The organism is Ramlibacter sp. GS1-15 (genome assembly GCF_057785015.1).
Window position 1 is genome coordinate 3,097,851 of record NZ_JBYNTU010000001.1, and the last position, 26,040, is coordinate 3,123,890.

Annotated in this window: 23 protein-coding genes; 12 read left to right on the forward strand and 11 right to left on the reverse strand. The window is 69.8% G+C overall.

Annotation, left to right across the window (positions count from 1 at the left end; all coding sequences use genetic code 11):
* Nucleotides 1–3: 3 nt before the first annotated feature.
* The 3 genes from AC3EF3_RS15485 to AC3EF3_RS15495 all read right to left on the reverse strand — a co-directional run bounded on the left by AC3EF3_RS15485 (nucleotide 4) and on the right by AC3EF3_RS15495 (nucleotide 3,540).
* Nucleotides 4–1,542 (reverse strand): leucyl aminopeptidase, encoded by a 1,539-nt coding sequence (locus tag AC3EF3_RS15485; protein WP_488533038.1) that lies wholly within the window; start codon nucleotides 1,540–1,542, stop codon nucleotides 4–6.
* The gene (locus AC3EF3_RS15490; RefSeq protein ID WP_488533039.1) at nucleotides 1,527–2,999 is read right to left on the reverse strand and encodes a RimK family ATP-grasp domain-containing protein; all 1,473 of its coding nucleotides are present in this window, start codon (nucleotides 2,997–2,999) and stop codon (nucleotides 1,527–1,529) included. The genes AC3EF3_RS15485 and AC3EF3_RS15490 overlap by 16 nt, the downstream gene beginning before the upstream one ends.
* 121 nt (nucleotides 3,000–3,120) lie before the next feature.
* On the reverse strand, nucleotides 3,121–3,540 hold the full coding sequence (locus AC3EF3_RS15495; RefSeq protein WP_488533040.1) for a hypothetical protein: 420 nt from the start codon (nucleotides 3,538–3,540) through the stop codon (nucleotides 3,121–3,123).
* Between the two features lie 165 nt (nucleotides 3,541–3,705).
* Between AC3EF3_RS15495 and AC3EF3_RS15500 the strand changes: the two genes are divergently transcribed.
* The 6 genes from AC3EF3_RS15500 (at nucleotide 3,706) to AC3EF3_RS15525 (ending at nucleotide 11,529) form a co-directional block, all read left to right on the forward strand.
* Nucleotides 3,706–4,161: a hypothetical protein gene (locus tag AC3EF3_RS15500; protein ID WP_488533041.1), complete on the forward strand. Its 456-nt coding sequence runs from the start codon at nucleotides 3,706–3,708 to the stop codon at nucleotides 4,159–4,161.
* A 34-nt stretch (nucleotides 4,162–4,195) separates the two neighbouring features.
* Nucleotides 4,196–6,394, forward strand: a complete 2,199-nt coding sequence (locus AC3EF3_RS15505) for a hypothetical protein (protein WP_488533042.1) — start codon at nucleotides 4,196–4,198, stop codon at nucleotides 6,392–6,394.
* A gap of 115 nt (nucleotides 6,395–6,509) precedes the next feature.
* The gene (locus tag AC3EF3_RS15510) at nucleotides 6,510–9,104 is read left to right on the forward strand and encodes a fused MFS/spermidine synthase (protein WP_488533043.1); all 2,595 of its coding nucleotides are present in this window, start codon (nucleotides 6,510–6,512) and stop codon (nucleotides 9,102–9,104) included.
* The gene (locus tag AC3EF3_RS15515) at nucleotides 9,101–9,934 is read left to right on the forward strand and encodes a peptidyl-prolyl cis-trans isomerase (RefSeq protein WP_488533044.1); all 834 of its coding nucleotides are present in this window, start codon (nucleotides 9,101–9,103) and stop codon (nucleotides 9,932–9,934) included. Before AC3EF3_RS15510 ends, AC3EF3_RS15515 begins: the two co-directional genes overlap by 4 nt.
* On the forward strand, nucleotides 9,931–10,893 hold the full coding sequence (locus AC3EF3_RS15520; protein ID WP_488533045.1) for a HupE/UreJ family protein: 963 nt from the start codon (nucleotides 9,931–9,933) through the stop codon (nucleotides 10,891–10,893). Before AC3EF3_RS15515 ends, AC3EF3_RS15520 begins: the two co-directional genes overlap by 4 nt.
* Nucleotides 10,894–10,902: 9 nt before the next feature.
* Entirely contained in the window at nucleotides 10,903–11,529 is a 627-nt protein-coding gene (locus tag AC3EF3_RS15525) for a TIGR02466 family protein (RefSeq protein ID WP_488533046.1), read from the forward strand.
* A gap of 34 nt (nucleotides 11,530–11,563) precedes the next feature.
* Here the strand turns inward: AC3EF3_RS15525 and AC3EF3_RS15530 are convergent, their stop codons facing one another.
* Complete coding sequence (locus tag AC3EF3_RS15530) at nucleotides 11,564–12,070, reverse strand: hypothetical protein (protein ID WP_488533047.1); 507 nt, start codon at nucleotides 12,068–12,070, stop codon at nucleotides 11,564–11,566.
* Nucleotides 12,071–12,146: 76 nt separating this feature from the next.
* Here AC3EF3_RS15530 and AC3EF3_RS15535 point away from each other — a divergent pair, with 76 nt between their 5' ends.
* Nucleotides 12,147–12,566 (forward strand): helix-turn-helix domain-containing protein, encoded by a 420-nt coding sequence (locus AC3EF3_RS15535; protein ID WP_488533048.1) that lies wholly within the window; start codon nucleotides 12,147–12,149, stop codon nucleotides 12,564–12,566.
* On the opposite strand, the gene AC3EF3_RS15540 is transcribed toward AC3EF3_RS15535, so the two are convergent.
* From AC3EF3_RS15540 to AC3EF3_RS15550, 3 genes are read right to left on the reverse strand one after another with little or no spacing between them, the layout of a single operon-like run.
* Nucleotides 12,553–13,809: an NRAMP family divalent metal transporter gene (locus AC3EF3_RS15540; protein ID WP_488533049.1), complete on the reverse strand. Its 1,257-nt coding sequence runs from the start codon at nucleotides 13,807–13,809 to the stop codon at nucleotides 12,553–12,555. The two genes, AC3EF3_RS15535 and AC3EF3_RS15540, sit on opposite strands and share 14 nt — an antisense overlap.
* Before the next feature lie 23 nt (nucleotides 13,810–13,832).
* The gene (locus AC3EF3_RS15545; protein WP_488533050.1) at nucleotides 13,833–13,982 is read right to left on the reverse strand and encodes a hypothetical protein; all 150 of its coding nucleotides are present in this window, start codon (nucleotides 13,980–13,982) and stop codon (nucleotides 13,833–13,835) included.
* A 23-nt stretch (nucleotides 13,983–14,005) separates the two neighbouring features.
* Nucleotides 14,006–14,641 (reverse strand): phosphatase PAP2 family protein, encoded by a 636-nt coding sequence (locus AC3EF3_RS15550; protein ID WP_488533051.1) that lies wholly within the window; start codon nucleotides 14,639–14,641, stop codon nucleotides 14,006–14,008.
* Nucleotides 14,642–14,893: 252 nt separating this feature from the next.
* On the opposite strand from AC3EF3_RS15550, the gene AC3EF3_RS15555 reads away from it, so the two are divergent.
* Nucleotides 14,894–16,432, forward strand: coding sequence for a porin (locus tag AC3EF3_RS15555; RefSeq protein ID WP_488533052.1), 1,539 nt, complete (start codon nucleotides 14,894–14,896; stop codon nucleotides 16,430–16,432).
* Between the two features lie 26 nt (nucleotides 16,433–16,458).
* On the opposite strand, the gene AC3EF3_RS15560 is transcribed toward AC3EF3_RS15555, so the two are convergent.
* The 4 genes from AC3EF3_RS15560 to AC3EF3_RS15575 form a co-directional block, all read right to left on the reverse strand.
* A complete protein-coding gene (locus AC3EF3_RS15560; protein WP_488533053.1) occupies nucleotides 16,459–18,018 on the reverse strand; it encodes an ArnT family glycosyltransferase in 1,560 nt (519 codons plus the stop codon).
* Between the two features lie 99 nt (nucleotides 18,019–18,117).
* Nucleotides 18,118–19,500 carry a sensor histidine kinase gene (locus AC3EF3_RS15565; protein WP_488533054.1) on the reverse strand — a complete coding sequence of 461 codons (1,383 nt, stop codon included), beginning with the start codon at nucleotides 19,498–19,500 and terminating at the stop codon, nucleotides 18,118–18,120.
* Nucleotides 19,497–20,186, reverse strand: coding sequence for a response regulator transcription factor (locus AC3EF3_RS15570; protein ID WP_488533055.1), 690 nt, complete (start codon nucleotides 20,184–20,186; stop codon nucleotides 19,497–19,499). The genes AC3EF3_RS15565 and AC3EF3_RS15570 overlap by 4 nt, the downstream gene beginning before the upstream one ends.
* A 36-nt stretch (nucleotides 20,187–20,222) precedes the next feature.
* A complete protein-coding gene (locus AC3EF3_RS15575; RefSeq protein ID WP_488533056.1) occupies nucleotides 20,223–21,233 on the reverse strand; it encodes an ABC transporter substrate-binding protein in 1,011 nt (336 codons plus the stop codon).
* 283 nt (nucleotides 21,234–21,516) lie between these two features.
* Between AC3EF3_RS15575 and AC3EF3_RS15580 the strand changes: the two genes are divergently transcribed.
* The 4 genes from AC3EF3_RS15580 (at nucleotide 21,517) to AC3EF3_RS15595 (ending at nucleotide 26,033) form a co-directional block, all read left to right on the forward strand.
* Nucleotides 21,517–22,836 carry a porin gene (locus AC3EF3_RS15580; protein WP_488533057.1) on the forward strand — a complete coding sequence of 440 codons (1,320 nt, stop codon included), beginning with the start codon at nucleotides 21,517–21,519 and terminating at the stop codon, nucleotides 22,834–22,836.
* Between the two features lie 132 nt (nucleotides 22,837–22,968).
* Nucleotides 22,969–23,937: a Bug family tripartite tricarboxylate transporter substrate binding protein gene (locus tag AC3EF3_RS15585; RefSeq protein WP_488533058.1), complete on the forward strand. Its 969-nt coding sequence runs from the start codon at nucleotides 22,969–22,971 to the stop codon at nucleotides 23,935–23,937.
* Between the two features lie 46 nt (nucleotides 23,938–23,983).
* Nucleotides 23,984–24,655 carry a response regulator gene (locus AC3EF3_RS15590; protein ID WP_488533059.1) on the forward strand — a complete coding sequence of 224 codons (672 nt, stop codon included), beginning with the start codon at nucleotides 23,984–23,986 and terminating at the stop codon, nucleotides 24,653–24,655.
* The gene (locus AC3EF3_RS15595; RefSeq protein WP_488533060.1) at nucleotides 24,642–26,033 is read left to right on the forward strand and encodes a sensor histidine kinase; all 1,392 of its coding nucleotides are present in this window, start codon (nucleotides 24,642–24,644) and stop codon (nucleotides 26,031–26,033) included. The genes AC3EF3_RS15590 and AC3EF3_RS15595 overlap by 14 nt, the downstream gene beginning before the upstream one ends.
* Nucleotides 26,034–26,040: the final 7 nt, after the last annotated feature.

Below are 26,040 nucleotides of genomic sequence, written 5' to 3' on the forward strand. Positions count from 1 at the left end.
ATGTCACGCTGTCCCGACAGCGTGGGCAGACCCGGAATCGCCGCGCGAGGAAATCCGTTCCGCCCGCCGCGCGAGGAAATGCGCAAGAAGCGCCACGGGTCTGCCCGTCGCGCCCTTGTCCGCACCGCTCCTCGATGCCGTTCCCGCGATGTCGAGGTGTGCCCACGGATAGCGCGTGGTGAACCGCGAGAGGAAACAAGCCGCGGTCACCGCGGAGTCGACGCCGGAGCCGGTGTTCGGCAAATCCGCGAAGTTCGACTTGAGCGCCTCCTGGTACTCGTCCCAGAGCGGCATGTGCCAGGCGCGGTCCCACGCGCTTTCGCCCGCTTCGAGGACTTCGCGCGCCAGCGCGTCGCTGTTGGAGAACAGGCCGGTGGCGATGTCGCCGAGGGCGCTCACGATCTCGCCGGTGAGCGTCGCGATGTCGACGACGACCGCGGGCTTGTACTTCTCCGCATAGGTGAGGGCGTCGCCCAGGACCAGGCGCCCTTCCGCGTCCGTATCGAGGATTTCCACGGTCAGGCCGGACATCGTGGTGACGATGTCACCCGGCTTGATCGCGTCGCCGCCGGGCATGTTCTCGGTGGCCGGGATGATGCCGACGACGTTGAGCGGCAGCTTCATGAGCGCGGCGGCGCGCAGCGCGCCGAATACGCTCGCCGCGCCGCACATGTCGAATTTCATCTCGTCCATCTCGGGCGCGGGCTTGATGGAGATGCCCCCGGTGTCGAACGTGATGCCCTTGCCGACGAGCACCACCGGCGGCGCCTCGCCGGCGCCGCCGTGGTACTCCATGACGATGAACTTCGGCGGCTCGCGGCTGCCGCGCGCCACCGCGAGGAACGCGCCCATGCCCAGCGTCCTCATGTCTTCCCGCTCGAGGACCTCGACCTTGAAGCCGTGGCGCTGGCCGACCTCCCGCGCCTGCCCGGCGAGGTACGTCGGGGTGCAGATATTGCTGGGCATGTTGCCGAGATCCCGGGCGAGCGTGATGCCCTCGGCGATCGCCACGGCGCGATCGATCGCCGCCGCGCCGGCGCTCGCCTGCGGGCGATCCGCGGCGCGGAAGACCACCTTCTTCAGGGCGCGCTTGCCTTGCGGCGGCTTGCTCTTCAACCTGTCGAAGCGGTATGCCCCCTCCATGACGGCGAGCACCGCCTGCTCGATCTTCCATGCGGCGTCGCGGCCCTTCACGGGGAGCTCGTTCAGGCAGACCGTCGCCTCCGCGGCGCCCGTGGTCTGCAGCGTCTTCATCGCCGAGGAGAGCGCCGTGCGATAACTGGTCTCGCGGAATTCGCGCTCGCGGCCCAGGCCGACGAGAAGCACCCGTTCGGCGGCCACCTTCGGAACGTCGCGCAGCAGCAGCGTCGTGCCGAGCTCGCCCTCGAGGTCGCCGCTTCCGACGGCCTCGGTGAAGGCCCGATCCGATGCGGCATCGAGCTCCATCGCCGCCGGCGAAAGCTTGCGCCCCTCGTACACACCGACCACGAGGCAGCCGGTGCGCTGCTGCTGGAGGCTGCCGTTGCTTACGCCGAATTCCATTCGCCTCTTCGCTCCGCGATGCGGCGCGCGAACACGCCAAGGATTTCGCGGTAGAGCGCCTCGCCCAGTACCTGGTCTTCGTTGCCCGCGTCGATGTTCGGATTGCAGTTGACCTCGATGAGCAGGACGCGGTCGTCCACCTGCTTCAGGTCCACCCCATACAGGCCGCGGCCGATCAGGTTGGCGGCGCGCACGGCCGTGTTGATCACCTGTTCGGGCGCCTCGCCCACCGACATCGCCACCGTCTTGCCCTCGACCATCGGCTGCCCTTCGGCGACCTCGATGATCTTCCAGTAGCCGGGCGCCATGAAGTACTTGGCGACGAACAGCGGGCGCCGGTCGTAGACGCCGACCCGCCAGTCGAAGCCGGTCGGGAGCCACTCCTGCGCGACGATGAGTTCCGACACCCTGAAGAAGCGCTCGGCCTCGCGCCGCAGGTCGTCTTCCGATTCGATCTTCACCACGTCCAGGCCGAAGCCGCTGTCCGGCAGCTTGAGCACGCACGGCACGCCCAGCGTGGGCACGACCTGGTCGAGGTTCCCGCGGTGGACCGTCAGCGTCCTGGGCGTGGCGATGCGATGCCGGCTCATCAGCTCGTGCATGTACACCTTGTTCAGGCACTTGAGGATGGACTCGGGATCGTCGACGACCGGCATGCCCAGCGATTCGGCCCGGCGCACGAACTCGTAGATGACGCCGTTGACTTCGGGGCTGGCGCGATTGAACAGGCCGTCGAATTCCGGCAGGCGGTCCATCGCATCCGGGCCGATGAGCTCGGCCTCAAGTCCCACCAGCGGCGCAGTCCGCACGAGCCGCCGCAGGGCTTCCTCGTTGGACGGCTTGTGCGGCTCGTCCGGGTCCCACAGGATGGCCAGCCGCGGCCGGCCCGTGCCGGTGCGCTTCGGCGGGGGCGCCGGCGCCGCGGCAATGAATGCCTTCGCGGCTTCCAGCAGGAATGCACGGTGCTGCGGCGGAATGTCGGCGAGGCCGATGGCCTGGACGGCGTCCAGGCGCCAGCGCCCGTCGGCGCGGGCAAACAGGGCGCGCAGCAGCGGCGCGCGCACGCTCGCGAACAGCTTGTCCGCCACGACCTGGTGGCGTTGCGCCGGGTCCTTCCCGAAGTAGACATCGAGCTCGAAGCGGTCGCTCTCGTCGTGATGCAGCGTCTCCTGCACCAGCGGGTCGAGCTGCTGCGACAGCGCCTGCACGCGGGCTTCGGACTTCAGGTCCTCCACGGTCTTGACTTCGGGAAGCGGCCGCTGGCCGCGGGCCTCGGCGAGGAGCGACACGTAGTAGCCGCGTCCCTGGTAGCGGCCGGTGCGGCACAGGTTCAGCACCCGCACGCCAGCGTCGCGGCCCGTGTCGGTTTGCGCCAGGTAGTGGCGCGCCGTCACGACGGCGGCGTCCGGTATCTCGAACCACTCCTGCTTCTGATCGGTCACGAATACGGCGCGCATCGCCCCATGCTGGGCCAGTGACGGACGTCGGCACCGTCGGCGAGGGTCGATGGCCCCTGTCAGCTCCGCTCCACCGAGCTCTGCTTCAGCTGGAAAGAGGCGTGGAAGTCCCGGTGTGCGTTCAGTCGCGCCGCAGCGCGTAGGCCACAGGCTCCGCGTGGTGCCACACGAGCTGGATGCGCAGCTCGCGTGCCGCCGCAGCCGCGGGCACGGCGAATGTGCAGGAGAGCGTGTCGCCGTCGCCGTCGCCCTCGATGCGGGGCCGGCTGCCCACGCTGCACGTGACCGGCCGGCCGTCGAGGCTGGCGCCGAATCCGGCGGTGGAGTCGTCGTGCACACCCTGGAACGCGGCGCGGAAACGCAGCACCTGTGCCTGAACCGATGGCGCGATTTCGCAGCGCAGTTGCGCGGCGCCGAAGCCTGCCTGGGGCGTCGTGCAGGCAACGGGAGTGCCGCCGTCGGCGGCACAGGCGCGGTCGCCGCCGGCCACGAGAACAAGGAAGCAGGCGACCGTCGCCAGTCGCGGGGCAAGGGCGATCACGGTGCACAACTCTATGGCGCAGGCGTGACATGCGCGTGACGCTCCAGCGTCACCGGGCTGTCATCGCGTTGCAACGGCGCGTGCGCAGACTCCCGTCCGTCGCGCAGCCGCCCGCTCCGGTGCCGCTGCCGCGCAAGTACCCCCACTGACACGGAGAAGAGTCCCATGAAGAACATCGATCTGCGCGCCCTGGCCGGTCTCGTCACGGCGGCAGCGCTCACCGCCTGCGGCGGCGGTGGCAGCACCCCGGCAGCCAGCAACGCAGGCACCACCACCTACGCGACCGTGCTCGCGCAACTCGCCACCCAGGGCGGCCTCACCAGCTCCACCAATGCGGATGCCTTCGACGACGCGTATCTCGATAGCGGCATGACGAAGGCCCAGGTCATCGACGCCTTGAATCAGGAGGCCGCGGCGCTGGGCGCGTCGGCCCAGCACTCGCTGTTCCCGCAGGTGACGCTCACCGATGCGCAGCTGACGGGCTGCGACGCCAACAACGTGTGCACGCTGACCGGCACGATCGTGAATGCGGATGCCGACAGCACCTCCGTGCCCTTCAGCACCAAGGTGGTCAACGTCAACGGCACCTACCGCCTGCTGGGCGACCAGCTCGCCAGCTGACCGGCGCCCACGAACCCTCAAGAAGGAAAACACGATGACGAAGAACTTCACCCGCGGCGAGATCGCCCTGGCCGCCTGCGCCCTGGTCGGCGCGGCCGCCCTTGCCCCGCACTCGCCCGCATCCGCCGCGGACAAGGCCAGGGACAAGGCCGCCGGCACCTACGTGACCGGCGACTTCCACAACCACACGACCTGCTCGGACGGCACGCTGTCGATGAAGAAGCTGATCGCCAAGTCGGTCGGCACCTGGAACCTCGACTGGTTCGTGCAGGCCGACCACGGAGGCAGCAGCGCCCGCAACTGCACGCTGGCGGAAGACCCGATCGAGCCGGTCGTGCCTGCGCTGGGCCTGACATCCAGCAGCACCGGCCCGTGGCCGCCCGCCACGTACCCCACGGGTGGCCAGCCGGCGTCGGCCGGCAAAGGCCCGAACCAGGCCTGGCAAGCCACCCTGCCGAACGGCGTGGCGGACATCAAGGGCAACAACAATCCGTCGTCCACGATCAACGGCGTTTCCTCCAAGGCCATGTGGCGCTGGCAGGAGATCAAGGAGTTCCAGTACCCGGTGGCCGAAGCCGAGGGCCGCGCGCGCCAGAAGCCCGTGTGGATCGGCGTCGAGCAGAACGCGCCGGGCCACGAGCACATCTCGACCACCGTGCTCACGGGACAACTGCCCTGGCCGAATGCCGGCGTCGCCGGCGATGCTTCGCTGATGGCGCAGTACGAGTACTGCTTCGACCGCAGCGACAGCGACACCAGCCGCGGAGCGGAAAACCAGTGGGACTGCTCGGTGCCGGGCAGCGCCAACAACAGCCTGATGGACCCCACCGCGGCCAAGATCAAGGGCACGAACAGCTCGACCACCCCGGACCTGGGCCACACCAAGACGCTGGAGGGCATCAGGTGGATGGCCGCCAAGGCGCCGACCACTTCCTACTTCGTGCCGGCGCACCTGGAGCGCCCGGGCCCGTACAACGCCACGGGCAACAACGGCTACAACATCGAGCACCTGCGCGACTTCAACAACGCCGGCCCGCAGATCGCCTTCGGCTTCGAGTCCATGCCCGGCCACCAGGCGGCGATGAATCGCGGCGAATACGGCCCCACCGTCGTCGGCGGCGTGGCTGGCGGCTTCCCGAACTCGGTGGGCGGCGGCACCTATGGCGGCACCGGCATCTACGCGGCGCAGATCGGCGGCGTGTGGGATGCGCTGCTGGGTGAAGGCCGCAACTGGTGGTTCTTCGCCAGCTCCGACTACCACAACCGCGGCAGCTTCGGCCCGGACCAGCGCGAGAGCACCCAGGACTTCCAGCCCGGCGAGTTCCAGAAGACGCACGTGATGGTGCGCAAGGGCACGAACAACCTCGCGGCCGAGGGCATCATCGACGGCCTGCGCTCGGGCAACGCCTGGGCGACCAGCGGCGACCTGATCGACCGCCTGGCCTTCGTGGTGTGCACGCGCAATCCCGCCGTGCCCTCCAGCGCCTTCAAGCAGCTGGTGGAAAAGGCTGCGGCCAACGCGGTCGCCAAGGGCGGCGAGGTGCGCATCGACGGCTGCGCGACCATGGGCGAGAAGCTCGTCGTACGCCAGGGCGCCGAGCTGATGGTGGGTATTGCCGTGCGCGACCCGCAGGGCACCAACAACTCGCCCTACAGCTTCCCCAACCCGTCGCTCCAGCAGATCAACGTGATCCAGCCGCTGAACGCGCCGGTGCTGGACCACGTCGACCTGATCGGCGGCAACGTGACCGGGTACCTCGCGCCCACCGATGCCAACTACAAGGGCACCGTCGTGCCCAACCTCTCCACGGGCCTGCTCACGCCGAACAACAACACCGGCGGCGCGCGCAACGACAGCACGAAGATCAAGAAGGTCTTCAACGCGGCGAGCTGGACGGCCCTGGACGGCGGCGTGAAGGTGATGAGCTACAAGGTCTCGGGCGTGACCCAGTCGCAGTATTTCCGCCTGCGCGGCACCAACCTGCCGCCGGCCACACCGAACGAGACCGATGCCGACGGCAACCCGATCCTCGACTTCAAGGTGTCGCCCAACGACCAGTCCGTCGCCGGCACGATCCCGTGCACGGACGCGGCCTGCCCGTCGCACCTGCGCACGGTCAACGGCGTGAAGTACTCCAGCTTCGACGTCGCCGCCTGGGCCGATCTGTGGTTCTACAGCAACCCGGTCTTCGTTCAGGTGAACGGCAGCGCCACGGTCGCCGGCGCACGCTGAACGCCGCCAGCCCGTCCGCGCCCGCCCGGGCGTGGACGGATCCGCTTTGTCGTCGGACCCGGACGCTGTCCGGGCTTTGCTTTTGAATCGTTCTTCCGTCTTGCATCCGGGCGCCATGCCGGCACCCGACATGGCCCGCCCCGCGCGCGCGCGGCTCGCCGCGCCGATGCTGCTGCTCGTTCTCTCCGGCGCTTGCGGCCTAACCTGGCAACTGGCGTGGACCGCCCGCTTCGGCGTCGCGCTCGGCCATGAAATGATTTCGGTGCTCGCGGTGCTGGGCGCCTTCTTTGCCGGGCTGGCCGGGGGCGCCTGGGGGCTGGCCGCACGCATCGAGCGCAGCACGCGTCCGGCGACCTGGTACGCCGCGCTGGAGGCGGTGGTCGGCGTGTGGGGCCTCGTGCTGGTCCTGCTCCTGCCGACGTTGGCGGGCCCCATGGCGCGCTGGATCGGGCCGCAACCCGCGCCCTGGCTGCACGCTGCCTGCGCGCTGTTCGTGCCGCTGGTGCTGCTGTTGCCGGCGACGCTGGCCATGGGCGCCACGCTGCCGGCGCTCGAGCGCCAGCTGCGCGGCACCGGCGTGCCGCTGCCGATGCTTTACGCCGCCAACACGGCCGGTGCGCTGCTCGGGCTGCTGTTGGCCGTGTTCGTCGCCTTGCCCGGTGCGGGGCTGCGCGCCACCGCCGCCGGCTTCGCCGCCGTCAACCTGCTGTGCGCGCTGATCGCGCTGCTGCTGTGGGGCCGCTCGCGCATCGAGGTGCCGGTGCAGTCGCCACCCGCGCGATTCGCCCTGGGCGCCACGGGCTGGCGCCTGCTGCTGACCGGGTTGCTGGGCATCGGCATCGAGGTGCTCGCCTTGCGCGTGCTGGCCCAGGTGTGCGAGAACACCGTCTACACCTACGCCGTGCTCCTCGCCCTCTTCCTTCTCGGCACGGCAGCGGGGGCGGCGATGTGGCGGCGCGCCGCGGCCGCGCCGCGGTCCTGGCCGCGGTGGATCGACCGGCTGCTGCTGTGGCTCGCCGCGGCGGCACTGGCCGGCGGCATCGGCCTGTTCTGGGCCGACCGGCTCGTGGCCTGGCCCACGCAGTGGTTCGGGCCGGGGCTGGGCGCGGCGCTGCTGGGTGAAGCGCTCGCCGGCGCCGTGGCCCTGGTGCCGCCTTCGCTGGTGATGGGGGCGTTGTTCCCGCTCCTGTGCCGGCAGGCCCAGGCCGAGGGCTGGCCGCTCGGGCGGGCCGTGGGCCTCAACACGCTGGGCGCGGCGCTGGCGCCGGCGCTGGTCGGTGCGGGGCTCGTGCCGCTGCTGGGTGCGCGGCTGGTGCTCGCGTTGATAGCCGCCGCATACGTTGCACTGTGCTCTGCGCGCAGCTGGCAACGCCCGCATGGCGCGGTGCTGGTCGCCCTCGCCGGTGCGTTGGCGCTGCTCGGTCCGCCGCTGCATTTCGTCGATGTGCCCGAGGGCGGACGTGTGCTGTTCGAGCGCGAAGGCCCGATGGCGGCGGTCAGCGTGGTGGCCGATGCCGACGATGTCGCGCGGCCGCACATCAACAACCGCGTGCAGGAAGGCAGCACGGCGGGCGGCCAGGTCGAAGTGCGCCTGGCGCAGCTGCCGCTGCTGCTGCACGGGGGACCGTCGCGCGCGCTGTTTCTCGGGCTGGGCACCGGCTACACGGCGCATGCCGCGGCGCTCGACCCGCGCGTGCAGGTGCGCGCGGTCGAACTGCTGCCGGAAGTCGTGCGGGCCTCCCAGCTGTTCATGCTGCGCCCTGCCGCACCGCGCGCCGCGCATCCCGTGGACATCGTCACCGCGGACGCGCGCCGCTGGGTCCAGGCCGACGACGAGCGCTACGACGTGATCGTGTCCGACCTGTTCCATCCGGCGCGCAGCGGTGCAGGCAGCCTGTACACGGTGGAACATTTCCGTGCCATCCGCGAGCGGCTCGCGCCCGGTGGCGTGTTCTGCCAGTGGCTCGCGCTGCACCAGATGGACCTGGGCACGCTGCGCAGCGTCGTGGCCGCGTACCTGCAGGTCTACCCGCACGCGATCGCCGTGCTCGCGAGCAACGGCCTGGACTCGCCGGTGATCGGGCTGGTCGCCCGGCCCGATAGGCCGGTGTGGCGGCTGGACGAAGTGCGCCGACGCCTCGCGGCCCCGGCCCCGAACCTCGCCACGCAGCTCGGGCTCGCGCACGTGGACAGCGCCTATGCGGTGCTGGGCGCCGTGCTGGCCGATGCCGCGGGCCTGCGTCAGCTCGCGGGGGATGCGCCTGCCAACACCGACGACCTGCCCATCGTCGCCCACCGCGCCGCGCGCACCGATTACGCCCCCGAGGCCGCGCCGCGCGAGCGCCTGCAAGCGTTGCTGCACCTGCTGCCCGAGGTGCCCGCGGGCGCGCTGGCCGCGCGTGATCCCGCGCGCGACGGGCTCGTCGCGTACTGGCGCGCCCGCGCGAGGTACCTGGCGCTCGGCCTGCAGGTGCGCCCCGATCCCGACCCGCGTGTGATGCTGGACCGGCTCGGGCCGCCGCTGCTGGACCTGCTCACGGCCAGCCCCGAGTTCCAGCCGGCGTCCGATGCACTGGCTGGCCTCGCGCGCGACCTGCGGGCCAGCAACTACCCGCTCGCGCAGCAGGTGCTCGCGCGCGTACGCGAGGCGCAGCGCGCCGCCGCGCCCGAAGCCGAGCCTGCGCTTATTTCGACCGCTTCCCGCCCATGACCCTGCCGCATCACCTGCCCACCCCGCCCTGGCTCGCCAAGCTGCTGCGCGAGCCGCTGTTCCACTTCGTCGTGCTCGGCGCATCGATCTTCGCGGCCGACGCCGCGCTCACGGCGGTGCGTGGCGGTGAGCGCGACATCGTCGTGCCCGCCGCGGTGCGCAAGGAGGCGCACGACACCTTCGTGACCGCTGCGCGGCGCGAACCCACCGCCGCCGAAATGCGGCAGTTCATCGGCCGCTGGCTCGACAACGAGATCCTGTACCGCGAAGGCCTGGCCCTCGGCCTGGACAAGGGCGATCCGGCCATGCGCGAGCGCGTCATCTTCAAGGCGCTCAACGTGGTGCAGGCGGGCATCGTGCTGCCCCCCATCGACGAAGCGCGCCTGTCCGCCTGGTTCGAGGGCAATCGCAAGCGCTACGACGTGCCCGCGCGCCTCACGTTCGAGGAGGCCGTGCCGGCCGGCGACACGCCGCCCGAGAGCCTGCGCAAGTTCGCCGCCGCCCTCAATGGCCAGGGCACACCGGCGCTCGAAGCCGGCCTGCGCAGCTTCAGGCAACGCCCGCGCGAGACGGTGATCGATGCCTATGGCGAACCGTTCACCCGCGCCCTGGAGGCCCTGCCGCCCGGCACGTGGACGGTCCTCGAGAGTGCCACCGGCCTGCGGGCGGTGCGCCTGCAGGAACGCACGCCCGGCCGCACGGCCAGCTACGGCGAGGTGCGCGACGCCGTCTACCAGGACTGGAAGGACGACACGGCCGGCAAGCTCACCGCGCAGGCCGTGAAGGCGCTGGCGCGCAAGTACCGCGTGCGCGACGGGGGCGGCGCATGAACGTGCCGCGCTGGCTTGCCGCCGCCGGCCTCGCGCTCGTCCTGTTGCTGCAGGGCGGCGTGGCGCGCGCGCACGAAATGACCACGGCCGAGATGACGATGCGCGAGATGCCCGGCGGGCAATTGCTCTGGTCCTGGGGCGTGCCCGCGCAAGGCCAGCCGATCGACGCCGAACTCACGGTGCATTGGCCCGAGGGCTGCACCGTCGAGGAAAACCGTACGCTCGATTGCGCCCGGGGCCTGCAGGGCGAGCTCGAAGTGCAGGGGCTGGGCCGCAGCTACTCGGCGGCCATCATCACGATCCGCTGGAAGAGCGGCGAGGAGCGCGCCTACACCTTGACTTCACGGCGCCCGACGGTGCGCCTGTACGGCGGGGCCGAGGACACGCGCGCCGCCGGGGACGTCGCCGTCACGTACGCGCTGCTGGGGGTCGAGCACATCCTCAGCGGCTTCGACCACCTGCTGTTCGTGATCAGCCTGCTGTTCCTCGTGGGCTTCCAGCGCCGGCTGCTGGCCACCATCACCGCCTTCACGCTCGCCCACAGCATCACTTTGGCCGCGAGCGCGCTGGGGGCGTTGAGCCTGCGGCCGCCACCGGTGGAAGCGACGATTGCGCTGTCGATCATGCTGGTCGCCGTGGAGGCGCTCAAACGCGAAGACACGCTCACGTGCCGCTGGCCCGCGCTGGTGGCTTTCCTCTTCGGCCTGGTGCACGGACTGGGGTTCGCCGGCGCGCTGGCCGAGATCGGCCTGCCGGCACGGCACGCGAACATCGCGCTGCTCACGTTCAACCTCGGTGTCGAAGGCGGCCAGCTGCTGGTCGTGGCGGCCTGCGGCCTGGTGATGCTGGCCGTGCGCCGGCTCCCGCGGCTGGAGCCGGCCCGGCAGGCGGCGCTGTATGCGATCGGCGGCGTGGCGTCGTACTGGACGATCGCCCGCCTCGCGGCGATGGCGGCCTGAGCGCGCACCATGGCTACCGAGATCTTCGGGCTCTTTCCCATCCCCGTCGGCCGCGTTCGCGGCGTCATCGATGCCGCGCAGGCCGGTGCGCTCGCGCAGGCACTGGCGGCGGTCGCGGACGTAGGCAACGACAAGTCCATGCAGCTCGCGCACTCGCGCCTGCTGGGCCCCGGCGAGCACCCGGCGCTGGACACGCTGGTCGAACGCCTGGGCCCGCATGTCCAGGCCTTCGGCGAGCAGCTGCTGGGCGAGGAGCTGCGCTGGCTGGTCAAGGAGATGTGGGTCAATGTCCTGGGACCTGGCGGGCAGCAGGCGCTGCACAACCACGCGAACAGTTTCGTCTCGGGCGTGGTCTACCTCACTGAATGCGACGACTCGGCCCGCACCGTCTTCCAGCGCGGGCTGGGCGCCAGCGAGTTCACGCTGCGCAACACGCACGCCGGCACGCGCGCCGGTGCCTTCAACGCCGACAAGTGGGTCGCCCCGCCGCCGCAGCCGGGCGACCTGCTGCTGTTCCCGAGCTACCTGTTGCACGAGGTGCCGCGTAACCTCGGCGCAGCGCGCATCACGCTGGCCTTCAACGCGATCCCGCACCGGCTGGACTCCTGGGGCTACACGCTGTCGCTGCAGCCCTGACCGGTTCAGGGAAGCGGACTGCGCGAGCGCCCGCTCAAGCCTGCACGGCCTGATACCTGCCGCGCGCCACGCCCTCGAGGTTCCTTCCTTCGATGCGGATCAGGCGGGTCGGGCCGGCACGGCTCGGCGCGTGCACGTCCTGCTCGTTGTAGACATGCGCGTCGCCCGGCGACATCGTGTACTCGCGCAGCTTCTTCACCTTGCGCGGCTGGCCGGCCACTGCCGCCTCCAACGGCTGCCAGTCACTCATCACGGTCTCGCCGTCGGCCTGGCCGTAAATGGCCCAGGATCCCCCGTGGTCGTGCGGCGGGCCGTCCTTCGCGCCGGTGTAGCGGTGCGCGAGGATGCAGAAGCCCAGCTGCGGGTCTTCGTACATCACCTTGCGTTCCGGAGAGCCCTCGTCGAAGAGGCTGTCGACGAATGCACGGTCCTGCAGGACGTCGCGCAGCAGCGCGGCGACCTTGTCGCGGCCGGCGGGAGAGTTCTGCTTCTGCAGGACGTCGCGGACCTGTGCCGCGAAGGAGGCGAGGGTGTGGGGCATGGCGTTCCTGGTTGACGACTCGTTGAGGGTTCTGCAGGATACGAGTTCAAGTTGACTTGAAGTCAAGGGATTGTGGATGGATATCGCGGAAGTGGCCAGGAGATCGGGGCTCGCGGCATCGACGCTGCGCTTCTACGAGGAGAAGGGCTTGATCGCCTCCGTCGGGCGGCAGGGGCTGCGCCGGCGCTTCGAGCCGCGCGTGCTCGACCAGCTCGCGCTCATCGCGCTGGGCAAGACGGCCGGCTTCACGCTCGACGAGATCCGGACGATGTTCTGCCCCGACGGAAAGCCGAACATCGACCGCCGCATGCTCTCGACCAAGGCCGACGAGCTCGACGCGATGGTCCGGCGCCTGGTCGCGATGAGCAAGGGATTGCGCCATGCCGCCCGCTGCCCGGCCGCGAGCCACAGCGAGTGTCCGACCTTCCGGCGGCTTCTGCGCGCGGCAGGTTCCGGTTCTGCAGGCGATCCGGCCCGTTGGCTCACACCGCCGTGACGAGCATGGCGACCACGGCGGTCGCCATGACCCCGGTGGCGGCCCAACCCAGCGAGCGCAGGCGCCGGCCGATGGCGTGCCCGGCCATGACGTCGGGGCGGCTGGCCAGCAGCATCATCACGGCCATGATCGGCACGGCCACGATGCCGTTGAGCACCGCCGACCAGAACAGTTCCTGCACGGCGCTCATCGGCGAGAAGCAGAGGATCACGCCGCCCACCATGGCGGCCGCGACCACCGCGTAGAAGCCCTGCCCTTCGCCCTTTTCGAGGCGCAGGCTCAGGCTGCCCTCCCACCCGGCGGCCTCGGCCACGGCGTAGGCGGCCGAGCCCGCGAGCACGGGCACGGCCAGCATGCCGGTGCCGATGATGCCCATCGCGAACAGCAGGAACGCGTGGTCGCCGGCGATGGGCCGCAGCGCCTGCGCCGCCTGCGCGGAGGTCTCGATGTTCGTCACGCCCGCCGCGTGCAGCGTCGCCGCGGTCGACAGGATGATGAAGAAGGCGATCAGGTTGGAGAACGTCATCCCGATGTTGGTGTCCCACTTGATGCGTCGCAAATGCCGCCGCACCTCGCGCGGCGTGTGCGGCTCGCCGGGGCCTTCGCGCCTGTCCTCCATCTCCTGCGCCGCCTGCCAGAAGAACAGGTAGGGGCTGATGGTGGTGCCGAACACGGCGACGATCATGAGCAGCGCATCCTTGCCCCAATCGATGCGCGGATGCAGCACCAGCACCGCGACCTGCGCCGGGTCCAGGTGCACGAAGAACACGACCGCCACGTACGAGAGCAGCGCCAGCGTCAGCCACTTCAGCCAGCGCACGTACGTGGAGTACCGCAGGAAGACCTGCAGCACGAGGCTGGCCAGGCCGAAGGTGATCGCATACACGTGCGTCGAGCCGCCCGCGATCAGGGCCAGGGCTTCGGCCATCGCGGCGAAGTCGGCGGCGATGTTCAGCGTGTTCGCGACGACCAGCAGGCCGACCACCGCGAGCAACACCGGCCGCGGGAAGGCACGCTTGATGTTCGCGGCCAGGCCGTGCCCGGTCACGTAACCGATGCGGGCGCTGACGACCTGGATCGCCGCCATGAGCGGCAGCGTGAACACCACGGTCCACAGCATGCCGAACCCGAACTGCGCACCGGCCTGCGAGTAGGTGGCGATGCCACTGGGATCATCGTCCGCAGCACCGGTGATGAGTCCCGGGCCGAGTTGGCGAATGCCCTGTCGAATGCGCTTCAGCATCGGCGAATCGTAGCCGCCGCCAATCAGCGCGGCGCTCCGTCCTTGGCCCCGCCACGTCGCTTTTCGCCCAGCTTCACCCGCAGCCAATCCAGTCCGAGTGCCACGGCCGCGACGACGATCACGATCAGCGCGACGCCCACCATGCCGCCGAATGCCTGTATGAAGTCCCGCATGCGCGATGTGCCCCGAGTTGCGTTCAGAACCGATGCCGCCAGCCGATCGAGAGCCCGCGCGGCAACACCTGCACGGTCAAGGGAATCGCCCGCGCATGCATGTAGTAGCCCACGCCGGTGCCCAGGGCCCAGCCTGCGATCACGTCGCTTTGCCAGTGGGCCCTCGACTTGACGCGCGCCACGGCGTCATACGCGGGAAGCAGTTCCAGCACATAGACGGCTGGATGTTCGGCGCCGTACTCGAAGACGAAGGGAGCAACGGCCGAGCTGACGAGGGTCACCTCGCCGCTGGGAAAGCTGTGGCCATGCTTGAACCACTCATTCGGGTCCGGGCTCTGGCTGGGCCGCAGCCGGCCGGTTGCCGCATTCACGGCGGCATAGCTCGCCTGGCCCAACAGGATGGAATCGGCCGACTGCCAGAACGTGCGACCCCACCTCGTGTCCGCACCTTCCCAGAGCGCGCCACCGGCGACCCCGATCACCGCCAGCTCCTGCAGCACGTGCTGGTTGCGCCGGCTCCAGATGCCGGTGGCGGTGTCGTTCACCGGATGGTCCAGCCACGAGCCCGCGGCGTGCACGCCACCGCTGATGACGACGAACAGGATGGCCCGGCCACATTGCCTGACCAGGAGGTTCATCAGCCGAATCGCTGCTTTCATGGTCTCTCCTGTTCATGCGGAACCTGCCGCGCCGCTCCCGAGTTTTTTCCATCGACCCTGATCTGCACCTGACTTCGGATCGTGTTTTCGATGTTTCGCGCGCATCTTTTTTTTCGAAGTGTTTTGTCGCTCAGGGCAATCCCGCGTTCTTGATTGCGATCAAGTCGAGCAGATCGCGCGCGGACTTACACATGCGGCGCTCGCGTTTCGCACACCTCCGATGCGTGCGGGCACATCGACGAAAGGAAACTGGTGAAAAAGACTCTCATCGCCGCGGCTTGTGCCGTCGCCGCAGGCGTCGTTCCGGGCCTGGCGGCCGCGCAGACCGCGCAGGACATGAAGCAGCAGATCGAAATGCTGCAAAAGCAGATCGAGGCGCTCAAGGCGCGCGTCGACACGATGGCGCCCCAGGCGCAGGCTCCGGCGGCAGCGTCGCCCTCCGACGGCGGCAGCTTCCTCGAGCGCAAGGCCGGCAACGGCGTCGTGTTCCTCACGCGCGGCGGCGAGGTGCAGCTGTACGGCAACCTGGACCTGTCGCTCGATTCGGCCACCAAGGGCCTCGCGGGATTCGTGGCCGACGACGGCAGCACGCCGGCCGGCAAGCGGGGCTGGCTGGCCGACATCTCGAGCAACAGCTCGTATGTCGGCCTTCGCGGGCACCAGTCGCTGGGCGCGTTCCCCGCGCAGTTCGTCTGGCAGCTCGAAACGCAGATCGACGTGTCCTCGACATCCGGCTACAGCCAGTCGAACAGCAACCAGAGCAGCGCGGTGAAAGGCGCGCTCACCTCGCGCAACAGCTACATCGGCTTGGCGTCGCCCGCCTGGGGCGCGGTCAAGGTCGGCAAGACCGACGCGCCCTACAAGAACTCGACGTCGGCGATGAACCCGTTCTCCGGCATGTGGGGCGACTACTCGGTCATCATGGGCAACACGGGCGGCGACAACCGCGTCGAGTTCGGCACGCGCCTGGACCACGCCGTCTGGTGGGAGTCGCCGGACTGGAGCGGCTTCACCGTCAACGCGCTCGTCTCGCCCGGCCAGAGCCGCGCGAGCGACAACAGCAACCTCGCGGCCGGCGAAGGCGACTGCGCAGGCGGCAACGTGCCCGGCAGCGGCGGCACACCCGTGGCCTGCAACGACGGCTCGTTCGGCACCGCATACAGCGTGAGCGCGGCCTACCGCACGGGCGGCCTCTACGCGACCGCGGCGTACGAGATGCACCGGCAGGTGAACCGCACGAGCGACCTGCCCACGTTCGACGCGAACGACGTTGCCGACGAGTCGGCCTGGAAAGTGGGCGCGCAGTACCGCTTCAGCTCGACAGGCACGACCATCAGCGGGATTTACGAGAGCCTCAAGCGCAAGCTCCCCGACTACCTGATGTTCCAGAACGAGCGCACGCGCAAAGGCACCTGGTTCGCCCTGAGCCAGGAAATCGGCGCGCAGGACAGCGTGCACTTCGGCTGGGCCCACGCCGGCCGCTCGCCGGGCGATCCGGGAACGCACAACACGGCCGGCGGCGCGAACCCCGACAACTCGGCCAACATGTTCACGGTGGCCTGGAAGCACCAGGTGGACAGGAACTTCGGCTGGTACGTCGACTACGCGACGACGAAGAACCATCCCGATGCCCATTACGACCTGGGTGCGGGCGGCCGTAGCGTCACCACCGATTGTCACGATGCGAGCAACCCCGACACCTCGGGCTTCGATCCGAACGGCAATGGACCGCGCTGCTGGGCGGGCGCCCACCTGCAAGGCGTGAGCGTCGGAATGAAGTACGTGTTCTGATGATTCGAGGGGCCCGGCGCGCCTGGTCAGCGCCGGGCGACCCTCGACGACGAAAGCAGCAGGTCCTGCCGCATCGGTTGCGGGACATTGCAGATCCCGGCGGCCGGATCGGGCAACCGGACGCGCCAGTACAGATCGCGGAAGTCCGGCCCGACGGGTCGCGCATCGTCTTCCATCTCGTGCGAGAGCTCCAGCGCGCCGCACGCGGCGACCAGCCCTTCGTCCACGCCCGGACTCTCGTCGTACTGACCATCGACCAGCACGGCGGGGTGCTCGGGAAGCTCCAGCGCCAGCGCCCCTGCTTCGCCGAGCGGCCCCGCCACCACGGTGATGCGTCCGCCAAGCCGCGCGCGCGCGGCGTCGGCCACTTCATCCTTCAACTTGTCGACGGGGAAAGCGCGCCAGTGCGTGTTCATGAGCGCCGGCACGCCGATCGGCGATGTCAGCACGGTCTGCGCGGCCAGCAGCACCTGCACGACCGCGAAGACCTTCAGCGCGCCGCGCAGGGAAACGGCATTCCACGCCGCCTGCGGGCGCAGCTCCATCGCGCAGGGCACGGCGAACGCCAGGAAGGCCGTGCCCCACTCCGCCTGCGGATCGACGCCGCAGGCCAGCGTGAGGATCGGGACCGAGGCCAGGGGAACGACGCCCCAGGACAGCAGCAGCGCCCGAGCCACTCGATCGCGTGTTCGTGCGGCGGACGCAAGCGCCGGGACGGCACGCGTGCGCCGGGCGCGAAAGAGCCCGTACACCAGAGCCAGCACCGCGAATGCCGGTGCGGCGCGGTTGAGCAACTCGTCGGCCAACCAGTTCAACGCGGCGAATGCGCGCATCGGCGCAGGCAGGTCACCGTCCAAGGAGAGCCGAACGCCGTAGTCGATCGGGCCGAAACCGTTTTCGCGCAGCCACAGGACATGCGGCGTGACGACGATCAGCGCGACGAGCGCGGCGGCGAGGGCGCCCGTGCGGTGCACCGGGTCGCGCCATCCGCGCTGCGTGCACCAGAAGCACGCCAGGGACGCGACGGCAATGGCAATCTGGTATTTGGCCAAGGCGCCCAGGCCCAGCACGACCCCCAGCGCGATCCACCAGCGCAACTCGCGTCGCTCGAACGCGCGCCAGCACAAGGCGGCGCTGGCAACGACCAGCGGCATCAGAACGGTGTTGTGGTTGTAGTAGTACAGGCGACCGTTGTAGAAGGTGATGCACAGGACGGCGAGGATCGCGATGGCCGCATAGGTGGGGCCGCGCAGTTCGAGCAGCAATCGCCACAGGATCAGGAAGCCGCCCAGGGTCATGGCCGCGCCCAGCACGTAGGTCGTCCACTTGGACGCGCCGAAGAACTGGGCGGCGCACCAGAGCAGGAAAGTCGGCAGCGGCGGATGCTTGGAATAGCCCCACTGCAAGGCGCGCATCCACACCAGCTGCTCGATGTTGTCCACCGGCGGCACGAGGCTCGAAGCCGCGAGGATGGCCAGCCAGCAGGCGGCGAACGCGGCCATCGCGGCCGCCGCGACGGCAGCCGGATGCGTGTCGTGCCGTGCGGCGTGCCGGCCGGTGATCGTGAGGGAGACGGGGTTGTTCAAGTCGCGCGCGCTGCGGGCGGGCGTGATTGCCGCAGGAGCGACAGAACACTAGTGCAGGTCACCTGATCGGAGCCTGACCTGCGCCGGCTGGTGCGCCGTTCAGTCGCTGGCCGGCAGCACGAGGCTTGCGCGCAATCCGCCGGTCGGCGCGGGTTGCAATGCGAAATGCGCGCCCAGCAGCTGCGCGTAGCGCGCGACGATCGCCAGGCCGAGGCCGGCGCCTTCGCCGGCACGGTGACCCTGCTCGCCTTGCGCCCAGCGCGCCGTCAGCTGCCCGGCGTCACCCGCCGGCAGGCCCTCGCCGTTGTCGGTGACGGCCAGTTCGACCCCTTGCGCGGTGCGCGCGATCGCGACCGTCACGCGCGGCTCGGGCCGGTTCGTGCCGTAGCGCAACGCGTTGTCCAGCAGGTTGTTGAGGATGCCTTCGAGCAGCGCCCGGTTGCTGCGCACGAGCACGACTTCGTCCATGCCTTCACCGCCGAGATCCACACCTTGCGCGCGCGCCTTCGGCATGAAGCGCAGCAGGACGTCGCGCGCGAGCGCCTGCAGCTCCAGCGGCTCCATGTCCACGGTGGCCGGGTCCTCGCCGGCGCGCGCGAGCGCCAGCAACTGGTCGACCAGGCGCGTGGCGCGCTGCTCGCCCTGGGCGATGCCTGCCAGCTGCTCGCGCCAGACCTGGGGGTCCTGCTGCGCGAGCGCGAAGGCCGCCTGGGCACGGATGCCGGCGAGCGGCGTGCGCAGCTCGTGGGCGACATTTCCGGCGAATTCGCGCTGGCCGCGCAGGGCCGAGGCCAGCCGCGCGAACAGCGAATCGATCGCCTGCGCGATCCGCTCGACGTCACTCGAGCTCGCCTCGCGCACCGCCGGGGGCAGTGGCGAGAGGTCGGCGGCATGACGCAGCTCGATCGTCTCCTGCAGGCCGGTGAGCGGCGCCAGGTCGCCGCGGATGCGCCGGCGCAGCCACCAGGCGAGCACGACCAGCAGCATGGCCTGCGGAAGGGCCGAGTACACCAGAAGGCGACCCACCAGGTGCGTGCGGCTGGTCGTGGTCTGGGCCATGACGACGATGAACGGCTGCGGCTGGTCGCCGCGCAGGCTCACGGCACGCACGGGCCTGCCTTCGAGCAGGAAGTCCCGGAATTCGTGCTCGCCGCCTTTCGCCAGCAGCGCCGGATGCAGTCCCGCGTGCCCCGCGATGAGCGAGCCGTCCGTTCGCAGCACGGCAAAGTACTGCGTTTCGGTCTGGTCGAACAACAGCGCGTTCATCTCCTGCGCGGTCAACACGAGCTCGAGCCGGCCGCGGTCCGCCCGCACGTGCGAAGCGAGCTCGTAGGCGTCGTCCAGCAGGGCGCGGTCGAACGCCTGCACCGCGAAATGCTCGGCGATGCCGAAGGCGATGGCCGCGCCCACCGCCCAGGTGAACACGAGCGGCACCAGGACGTGCTGCGCAATGCGGCGCTGCAGGCTCGGCTTGGCCGTCACGCCTCCTCCTCGAGCACGTAGCCCAGGCCCCGCAAGGTGCGGATCGCCGCGCCCGAGCCCGCGAGCTTGCGGCGCAGCCGGGAGATGAACGATTCGAGCGCGTTGTCGCCCAGCGCGTCGTGCGCATCGGAGAGCTTGAGGGACAACTCGCGCTTGCTGACCACGCGCCCGGGGGGCGTCATGAGTTCCCGCAGGACCTCGAACTCGCGCGCCGGCAGGTCCCACGACTCGCCGGCCAGAAAGAATCGGCGCGCGAGCCGGTCGAGCAACAACTGGCCGACCGCGACGCGGTCATCGGTCGCGTGTGCGCGGCGCGCAAGCGCCCGCAGGCGCGCCTCGACCTCGCCCAGGTCGAAGGGCTTGCCCAGGTAATCGTCGGCGCCCGCGTCGAGCCCGGCAATGCGCTCTTCGGTCCGGTCGCGCGCCGTGAGGATCAGGACCGGCGTGCGGTCACCGCGCGCACGCGCCGCCCGCAGGATCGTGAGGCCGCTGCCCATGCTGGCCCGCGCGTGATCGCGCTGCGGCAGGTTCAGGTCCAGCAGGACGGCGTCGAACGACTGCACGCGCCACCAGTGGCCTGCGTCTTCGATGTTGGTCGCCAGGTCGACGCGGTGCCCGGCGGCGGCCAGGCTGCGAACCATCACGCCGCCCAGCACGGGATCGTCTTCGATCAGGAGAACGCGCATGACGGGCCCGAGGATACGTCAGCGGCGTTGCCCCGGTCACCGCGCCGCGTTGACGAACTCCGTCGTGTAGGTCTGCGACAGGTCGATGGTCCTGTAGTGCACGTAGCTGTTGACTGCCGAAAGCACGCGCAGCACCGACGCGGGGCCGGCGGGCGGCATCACGCCGTCGGGCGTGAACATCGATTTGCTCTGGGCCAGCGACTGGACGTACACGTCCCTCTCGCCGGCGAAGTACTCGACCGGCAGTTCCGCGGCGATCTGCGCCGCCGTGTGCGTGCTGATGAACCGCAGGGCCTTCACCAGCGCATTCGCCAGCTTCTGCGCCTGTTCCCGATGCTGCACCAGCCAGTCCGTGCGCACGTACAGGCACGCGAGGGGATAGAGGCCCCCCAGTGCCTTCTGCGTGGCCTCGGGCGTGCGCAGGTCCACCAGCAGCTTCGCCTGGCCCGAGCCGATCAGCCGTGACGCCGTGGGCTCCGTGGTCATGCCGGCGTCGATCCGGCCGCGGCGCATCGCCTCGATGAAGGTCGCCCCGCCGCCCACGGGGATCAGCCTGAGGTCGGCGGGCCTGACACCGTGCAGCAACGCCAGGTACCGCGTGAGGACACTGGTGGACGAGCCCAGACCGGTCACGCCCAGGTTGCGACCGGCCCAGTCGGCCGGCGAGCGGATCTCGGCCGACGCGCGCGAAGCCACCAGTTCCACCTCGCCCGGCGCGATCGTGAACTGCACCAGCGACTGCACCGACTTGCCCTTGGCCTGCAAGTCGATCGTGTGGTCGTAGCCCCCGATCACGCCGTGCGCTGCGCCGGCGAGCAACATGTCGGTCGCGCTCACGCCCGACGTTTCGGTCTGCAGTTCCACGTCCAGGCCCTGCTCGCGAAAGAAGCCCAGGCGCTGGGCCAGCGTCGCGGGCAGGTAGATCTGCTTGTCCGAGCCGGCCACGATCAGGGTGGTCTTCTCCGCGGCCACGGCGGCCAGCGGCCATGCGAGCAGCACGGCCCCCGCCGCAAGCACGCCGGCGAGCATTCGAAAAGCGCGGCCCATGGTTGTCTCCTCTTCGATGGGCGTCTCGCGCGCCCGCAGCCGATGGTGGGTCCCTCCCGAGCGTACAGCAATGAATCTTTCGGCCCGCTTTCAGCCGCGCCGTCTGCGGGCAATCCCTCGGGTGCGGTGTGGGCTCGCGATCACACGGCCGATCGCATTCGCGCATCGAAAGCGGATCGAAAGCTGGGCTTCCCTAGATTCGCGCGGGTCTCGTCGGCCGACGGCCACGGGACACCCGGGCGCGCGGGGCGCGCCCTCAATCAACTCTCTTGGAGACGCACAGATGACGAGGAAGAAACTGATCTTGGCGGGCGCCCTGGGGCTCGCCTCCGTCGCGGGCCAGGCGCAGACCACGCAGGAGCTGCAACAGGCGCTGGCGCAGGCGCAAGCGGCGGCGGCGCAGGCGCAGGCGGCCGCGCGCGCGGCACAAGCGGCTCTCGAGCAGGCGCAGGCCGCCGCGGAGCAGGCGAAGCAGAGCAACACCAGCACGGTCGCCGCGCAGGCGACGCCGGGACAGGGCCTGTCGGTCTCCAGCGGCGCCAACACGGCGACCCTGTACGGCCTGATCGACATCACGCTGTTCTCGAAGAACCACGCGGACAAGGCCGGTGACAAGGCATTCTCGCCGGGCGTCGCCTGGTTCAGCGGCAACCGCTGGGGCCTGACCGGTTCGCACTCGACCGGCGGCCCGGACGACCTGAAGGCGATCTTCAAGCTCGAAAGCGAGTTCGAATCGCAGACCGGCAACATGGACACCGACGGCGTGCTGTTCAACCGCGACGCGTGGCTCGGCCTGGAAAGCAAGTCGCTGGGCAAGCTCACGTTCGGCCGCCAGAACGCGCTCGCGCGCGATCCGGCCGCGTCCGGCGTGTACGGCGATCCCTACGGCCCGGACAAGGCGGGCCTGGACGAAGGCGGCTACACCAACAACAACAACTTCAAGCAGCTGATCTTCTACGCCGGCAGCGCGACCGGCACCCGCTACGACCGCGGCGTGGTCTGGAAGAAGGAATGGGGCAACGTGGTTTCCGGCCTGGCCTACCAGTTCGCCGGCAAGCAGGAAGACCCGACCAATTCCAATCACACGGTGACGGGTTCGCTGGCCTACAACGGCCCCAACTTCACGGTCGCCGGCTTCGCCACCCAGGCCGACGTCGCCGGGCTGCGCCATCGCAGCCAGTCGATCGGCGGCAACGTGCGCGTGACGCCGGTCGTGCGCCTGAACGCCGGCTACTACCACTACACCGCCCAGCAGGGCGGCGGCTTCGGGGATCGCCACGACAACGCCTGGACGCTGTCGGCCAAGTTCGCGCCTTCGAAGGTGTGGGATTACGAACTCGGCTACCAGGTCATGAGCGCGAAGAACGCGGGCACCAACGGCACGTACGTGAAGAACGCGTTCGCCGACACCAGCGGCATCAAGGGCGTCGCGACCGGCAAGCGCAAGACGCTGTACGGCTCGATCTTCTACCACCTGGACAAGCAGACCGAGTTCTACCTGGCGGCCGACCGCCTGAGCACGACCGGCACCTACAAGGCCTCGCAGGCGAACGGCTTCACGTCGCAAACCGAGCTGGGCCTGGGCATGCGCTACAAGTTCTGACGACGTTCCCCCCGGCGTGGGCCGCGCGTATTCCAAGGTTGGCGAGCCCACCGTCTTCGGGACGCGCCCCGTGCGGCGCGTCCCGTTTTTTTGAAATCATTCGAACAGGAAAGCACCATGAAAGTATTTCCCATGACCCGCCTGTTGGCGACCGCGTGCCTGGCCCTGACCGGCGCCGTCGCGCACGCCGATGACGCGGCCAACTTTCCGAACAAGACCCTGACCTTCGTCGTGCCTTATGCGCCGGGCGGCAGCAGCGACACGCGCGCCCGCATGCTGGCCGCGAAGATGCAGAAAACCCTGGGCCAGACGATCGTCGTCGTGAACAAGGCCGGCGGCGGCGGCAACATCGGCACCGACATGATTGCCAAGGCGGCGCCGGACGGCTACACCTTCGGCATCGGCAACTTCGCGCCCCTGTCGGTGAACAAGGCCATGATGGCCAGGATCCCGTTCGATCCGGCCACGGACCTGGCACCGATCGTCCTGATCGAGCGCGGCCCGCTCGTGATGGTGGTGCCGGAGAACTCGCCCTTCAAGAGCTTCCAGGACCTCGTGAGCTACGGCAAGACCCATCCGGACCGGGTCACGTTCGCTTCGGCGGGCGTGGGCGGTGCCTACCACCTGGCCGGCGAGCTGCTTTCGGATGCCACCGGCGTGCACATGACGCACGTGCCCTACAAGGGCGGCGGCCCGGCCACGACGGACCTGCTGGGCGGCCAGGTGAGCTTCATGTTCGACATGGCGCCCGCCGTCCTGCCCCATATCAAGGAGCACAAGATGCGCGCGCTCGCCGTCGCGAACGACAAGCGCCTGTCGCAGCTTCCCGACGTCCCGACGCTCGGCGAGCTGGGCATGAAGAACCTGAGCATGTCGAACTGGTTCGGCCTGGTCGCACCGGCGAAGACGCCCAAGGCCATCATCGCGAAGCTCAACGACGCGGCCAACCGTGCGCTGAAGGAGCCCGACGTGGCCGAGGCCATCCAGGGTCCCGGAAACATCGTCGGCGGCGGCACGCCCGAGCAGTTCGCCACGTTCGTGACGGCGGAGACGGCACGATGGTCCAAAGTGGTGAAAGACAAGCACATCCAGGCCGAATGATGGGTCGCAAGGCTGCGGTCCGCGGCTCGCGCGGATAATTGCCGGCGTGCGAATCCTCCTCGTCGAAGACAACCGAGAGTTGTCGCAATGGCTCGCGCGCACCCTGCAGCGCGACCGCTACGCCGTCGAGTGCGCCTACGACGGCGAGGACGCCAACGAGCGGCTGCGCAGCCAGAAATACGACCTGGTGATCCTGGACCTCGCCCTGCCGCGCATGGAGGGCGAGGAGGTGCTGCGCCGCCTGCGCAAGCGCGACGAGGAAACGCCGGTGCTGGTGCTGACGGCGAAGAACACCGTGGAAGGCCGCGTCGGCTCGCTGGACGGCGGTGCCGACGACTACATGGTCAAGCCCTTCGAAGTCGTCGAGCTCGAGGCGCGCATTCGCGTGCTGCTGCGCCGGCGGGCGCGCCACAAGAGCCCGGTGATCGTCTGCGGCGAGCTGGCGTACGACACCAACACCCGCCTGTTCTCCGTGCGCGGCGCCGCGCTGGCGCTGACGCCGCGCGAACACGCGGTGCTGGAGGCGCTGACGATGAACCTGGGCAAGACCGTGAGCAAGAACGCGCTGGCCGAAACGCTCTACACGCTGGAGGACGAGGCCTCGCCCGATGCGATCGAGATCTACGTCCACCGCCTGCGCAAGAAGATGGAAGGCTGCGACGCGGCGATCGTCACGTTGCGCGGGCTGGGTTACCTGCTGAGGCATGGCGGCATTTAGGAGCCTGAGGACGCAGCTGCTGCTCTGGCTGCTGCTGCCCCTCGTGCTGGTGGCCGGCCTGGACGCGCTGGTGTCCTACCACGCGGCCGTGGAAACCGCGCGCATCGTCCAGGAACGCATGTTGCTGGGCGCCGCCCGCGTGATCGGCGAGCAGGTGCGGGTCGAGGATGGCGCGCTGCAGGTCGTGGTGCCGCCGGCGGCGCTGGAACTCTTCGCGTCCCCGAGCCACGACCGGGTCTTCTATCGCGCCACCTCGGACAGCGACGTGCTCCTGACCGGCTACTACGACCTGCCGCTGCCGCCCCGGCGGCCGCGCAGCGAGGAAGCCGCCTATTTCGATGCGGAACTGCGCGACCGCCCGATCCACGTGGTCGCGTATTCGCAACCGCTGTTCATGGCCTCGCACCCCTCGAGCGTGCTGGTCGAAGTGGGCCAGACCCTGGAAGGGCGCGACGCCATGGCGCGCGAGATCTGGTATGCCGCCGTGCGCCGCCACCTCCTGGTGGTGCTGCTGGTGGCCGTGCTCCTGGGCCTGGGGCTGCGCCGCGCGATGCGGCCGATCCTCAGCCTGCGCGACCGCATGCTGGCACGCGAGCCCGGATCGGTGGAGGCGCTGGACGAAAAGGCGGTCCCGGCGGAGTTGCAGCCCCTGGTCGCGGCGGTGAACGACTACGCGCGACGCCTGGACCGGCATATGTCGGCGCACAGCCGCTTCATCGCCGATGCGTCGCACCAGCTGCGCACGCCGCTGACCCTGCTGAACACGCAGGTGTCGTACGCGCTGCGACATGGCGAACCCGCAGCCCGCGAGGAAGCGCTGCGTGCGATCCAGGCGAGCGTCCACCACGGCATGCGGCTGGTCCAGCAACTGTTGTCCTTCAGCGCCGCCGAAGCCGGGATGGACAGCCGCGAAGAAGCCCGGCCCGTCGACCTGGTCAAGCTGTTGACGTCGGTCATCGAAAAGGAAGCGTGGCTGGCGCAGGAGCGCGGCATCGACCTGGGGTTCGAGGCGCAGTGCGAGGTGGCGCCCGTCATGGGGCAAGGCCATTTGCTGGGCGAGCTGGCGGCCAATCTCGTGGACAACGCGCTGCGCTACGCCCCGCGCGGCGGCACCGTGACGGTGTACGTGCGCCGCGGCGAAACCGACACGGTCCTGTGTGTCGAGGACGACGGTCCCGGCATTCCCGAAGCGGAAAGGGAAAACGTGTTCGAGCGCTTCTACCGCCTGCAGAACACGGTTTCGGATGGTTGCGGCCTCGGGCTGGCGATCGTGCGCGAGATCGCCCGCTCGCACGGCGCGAGCGTCACGCTGGAATCCGCCCCTTCAGGCGTGGGTCTGGCCGCCAGCGTGTCCTTCCCCTCCGCGCCGGAGCCCTGACAGCTGC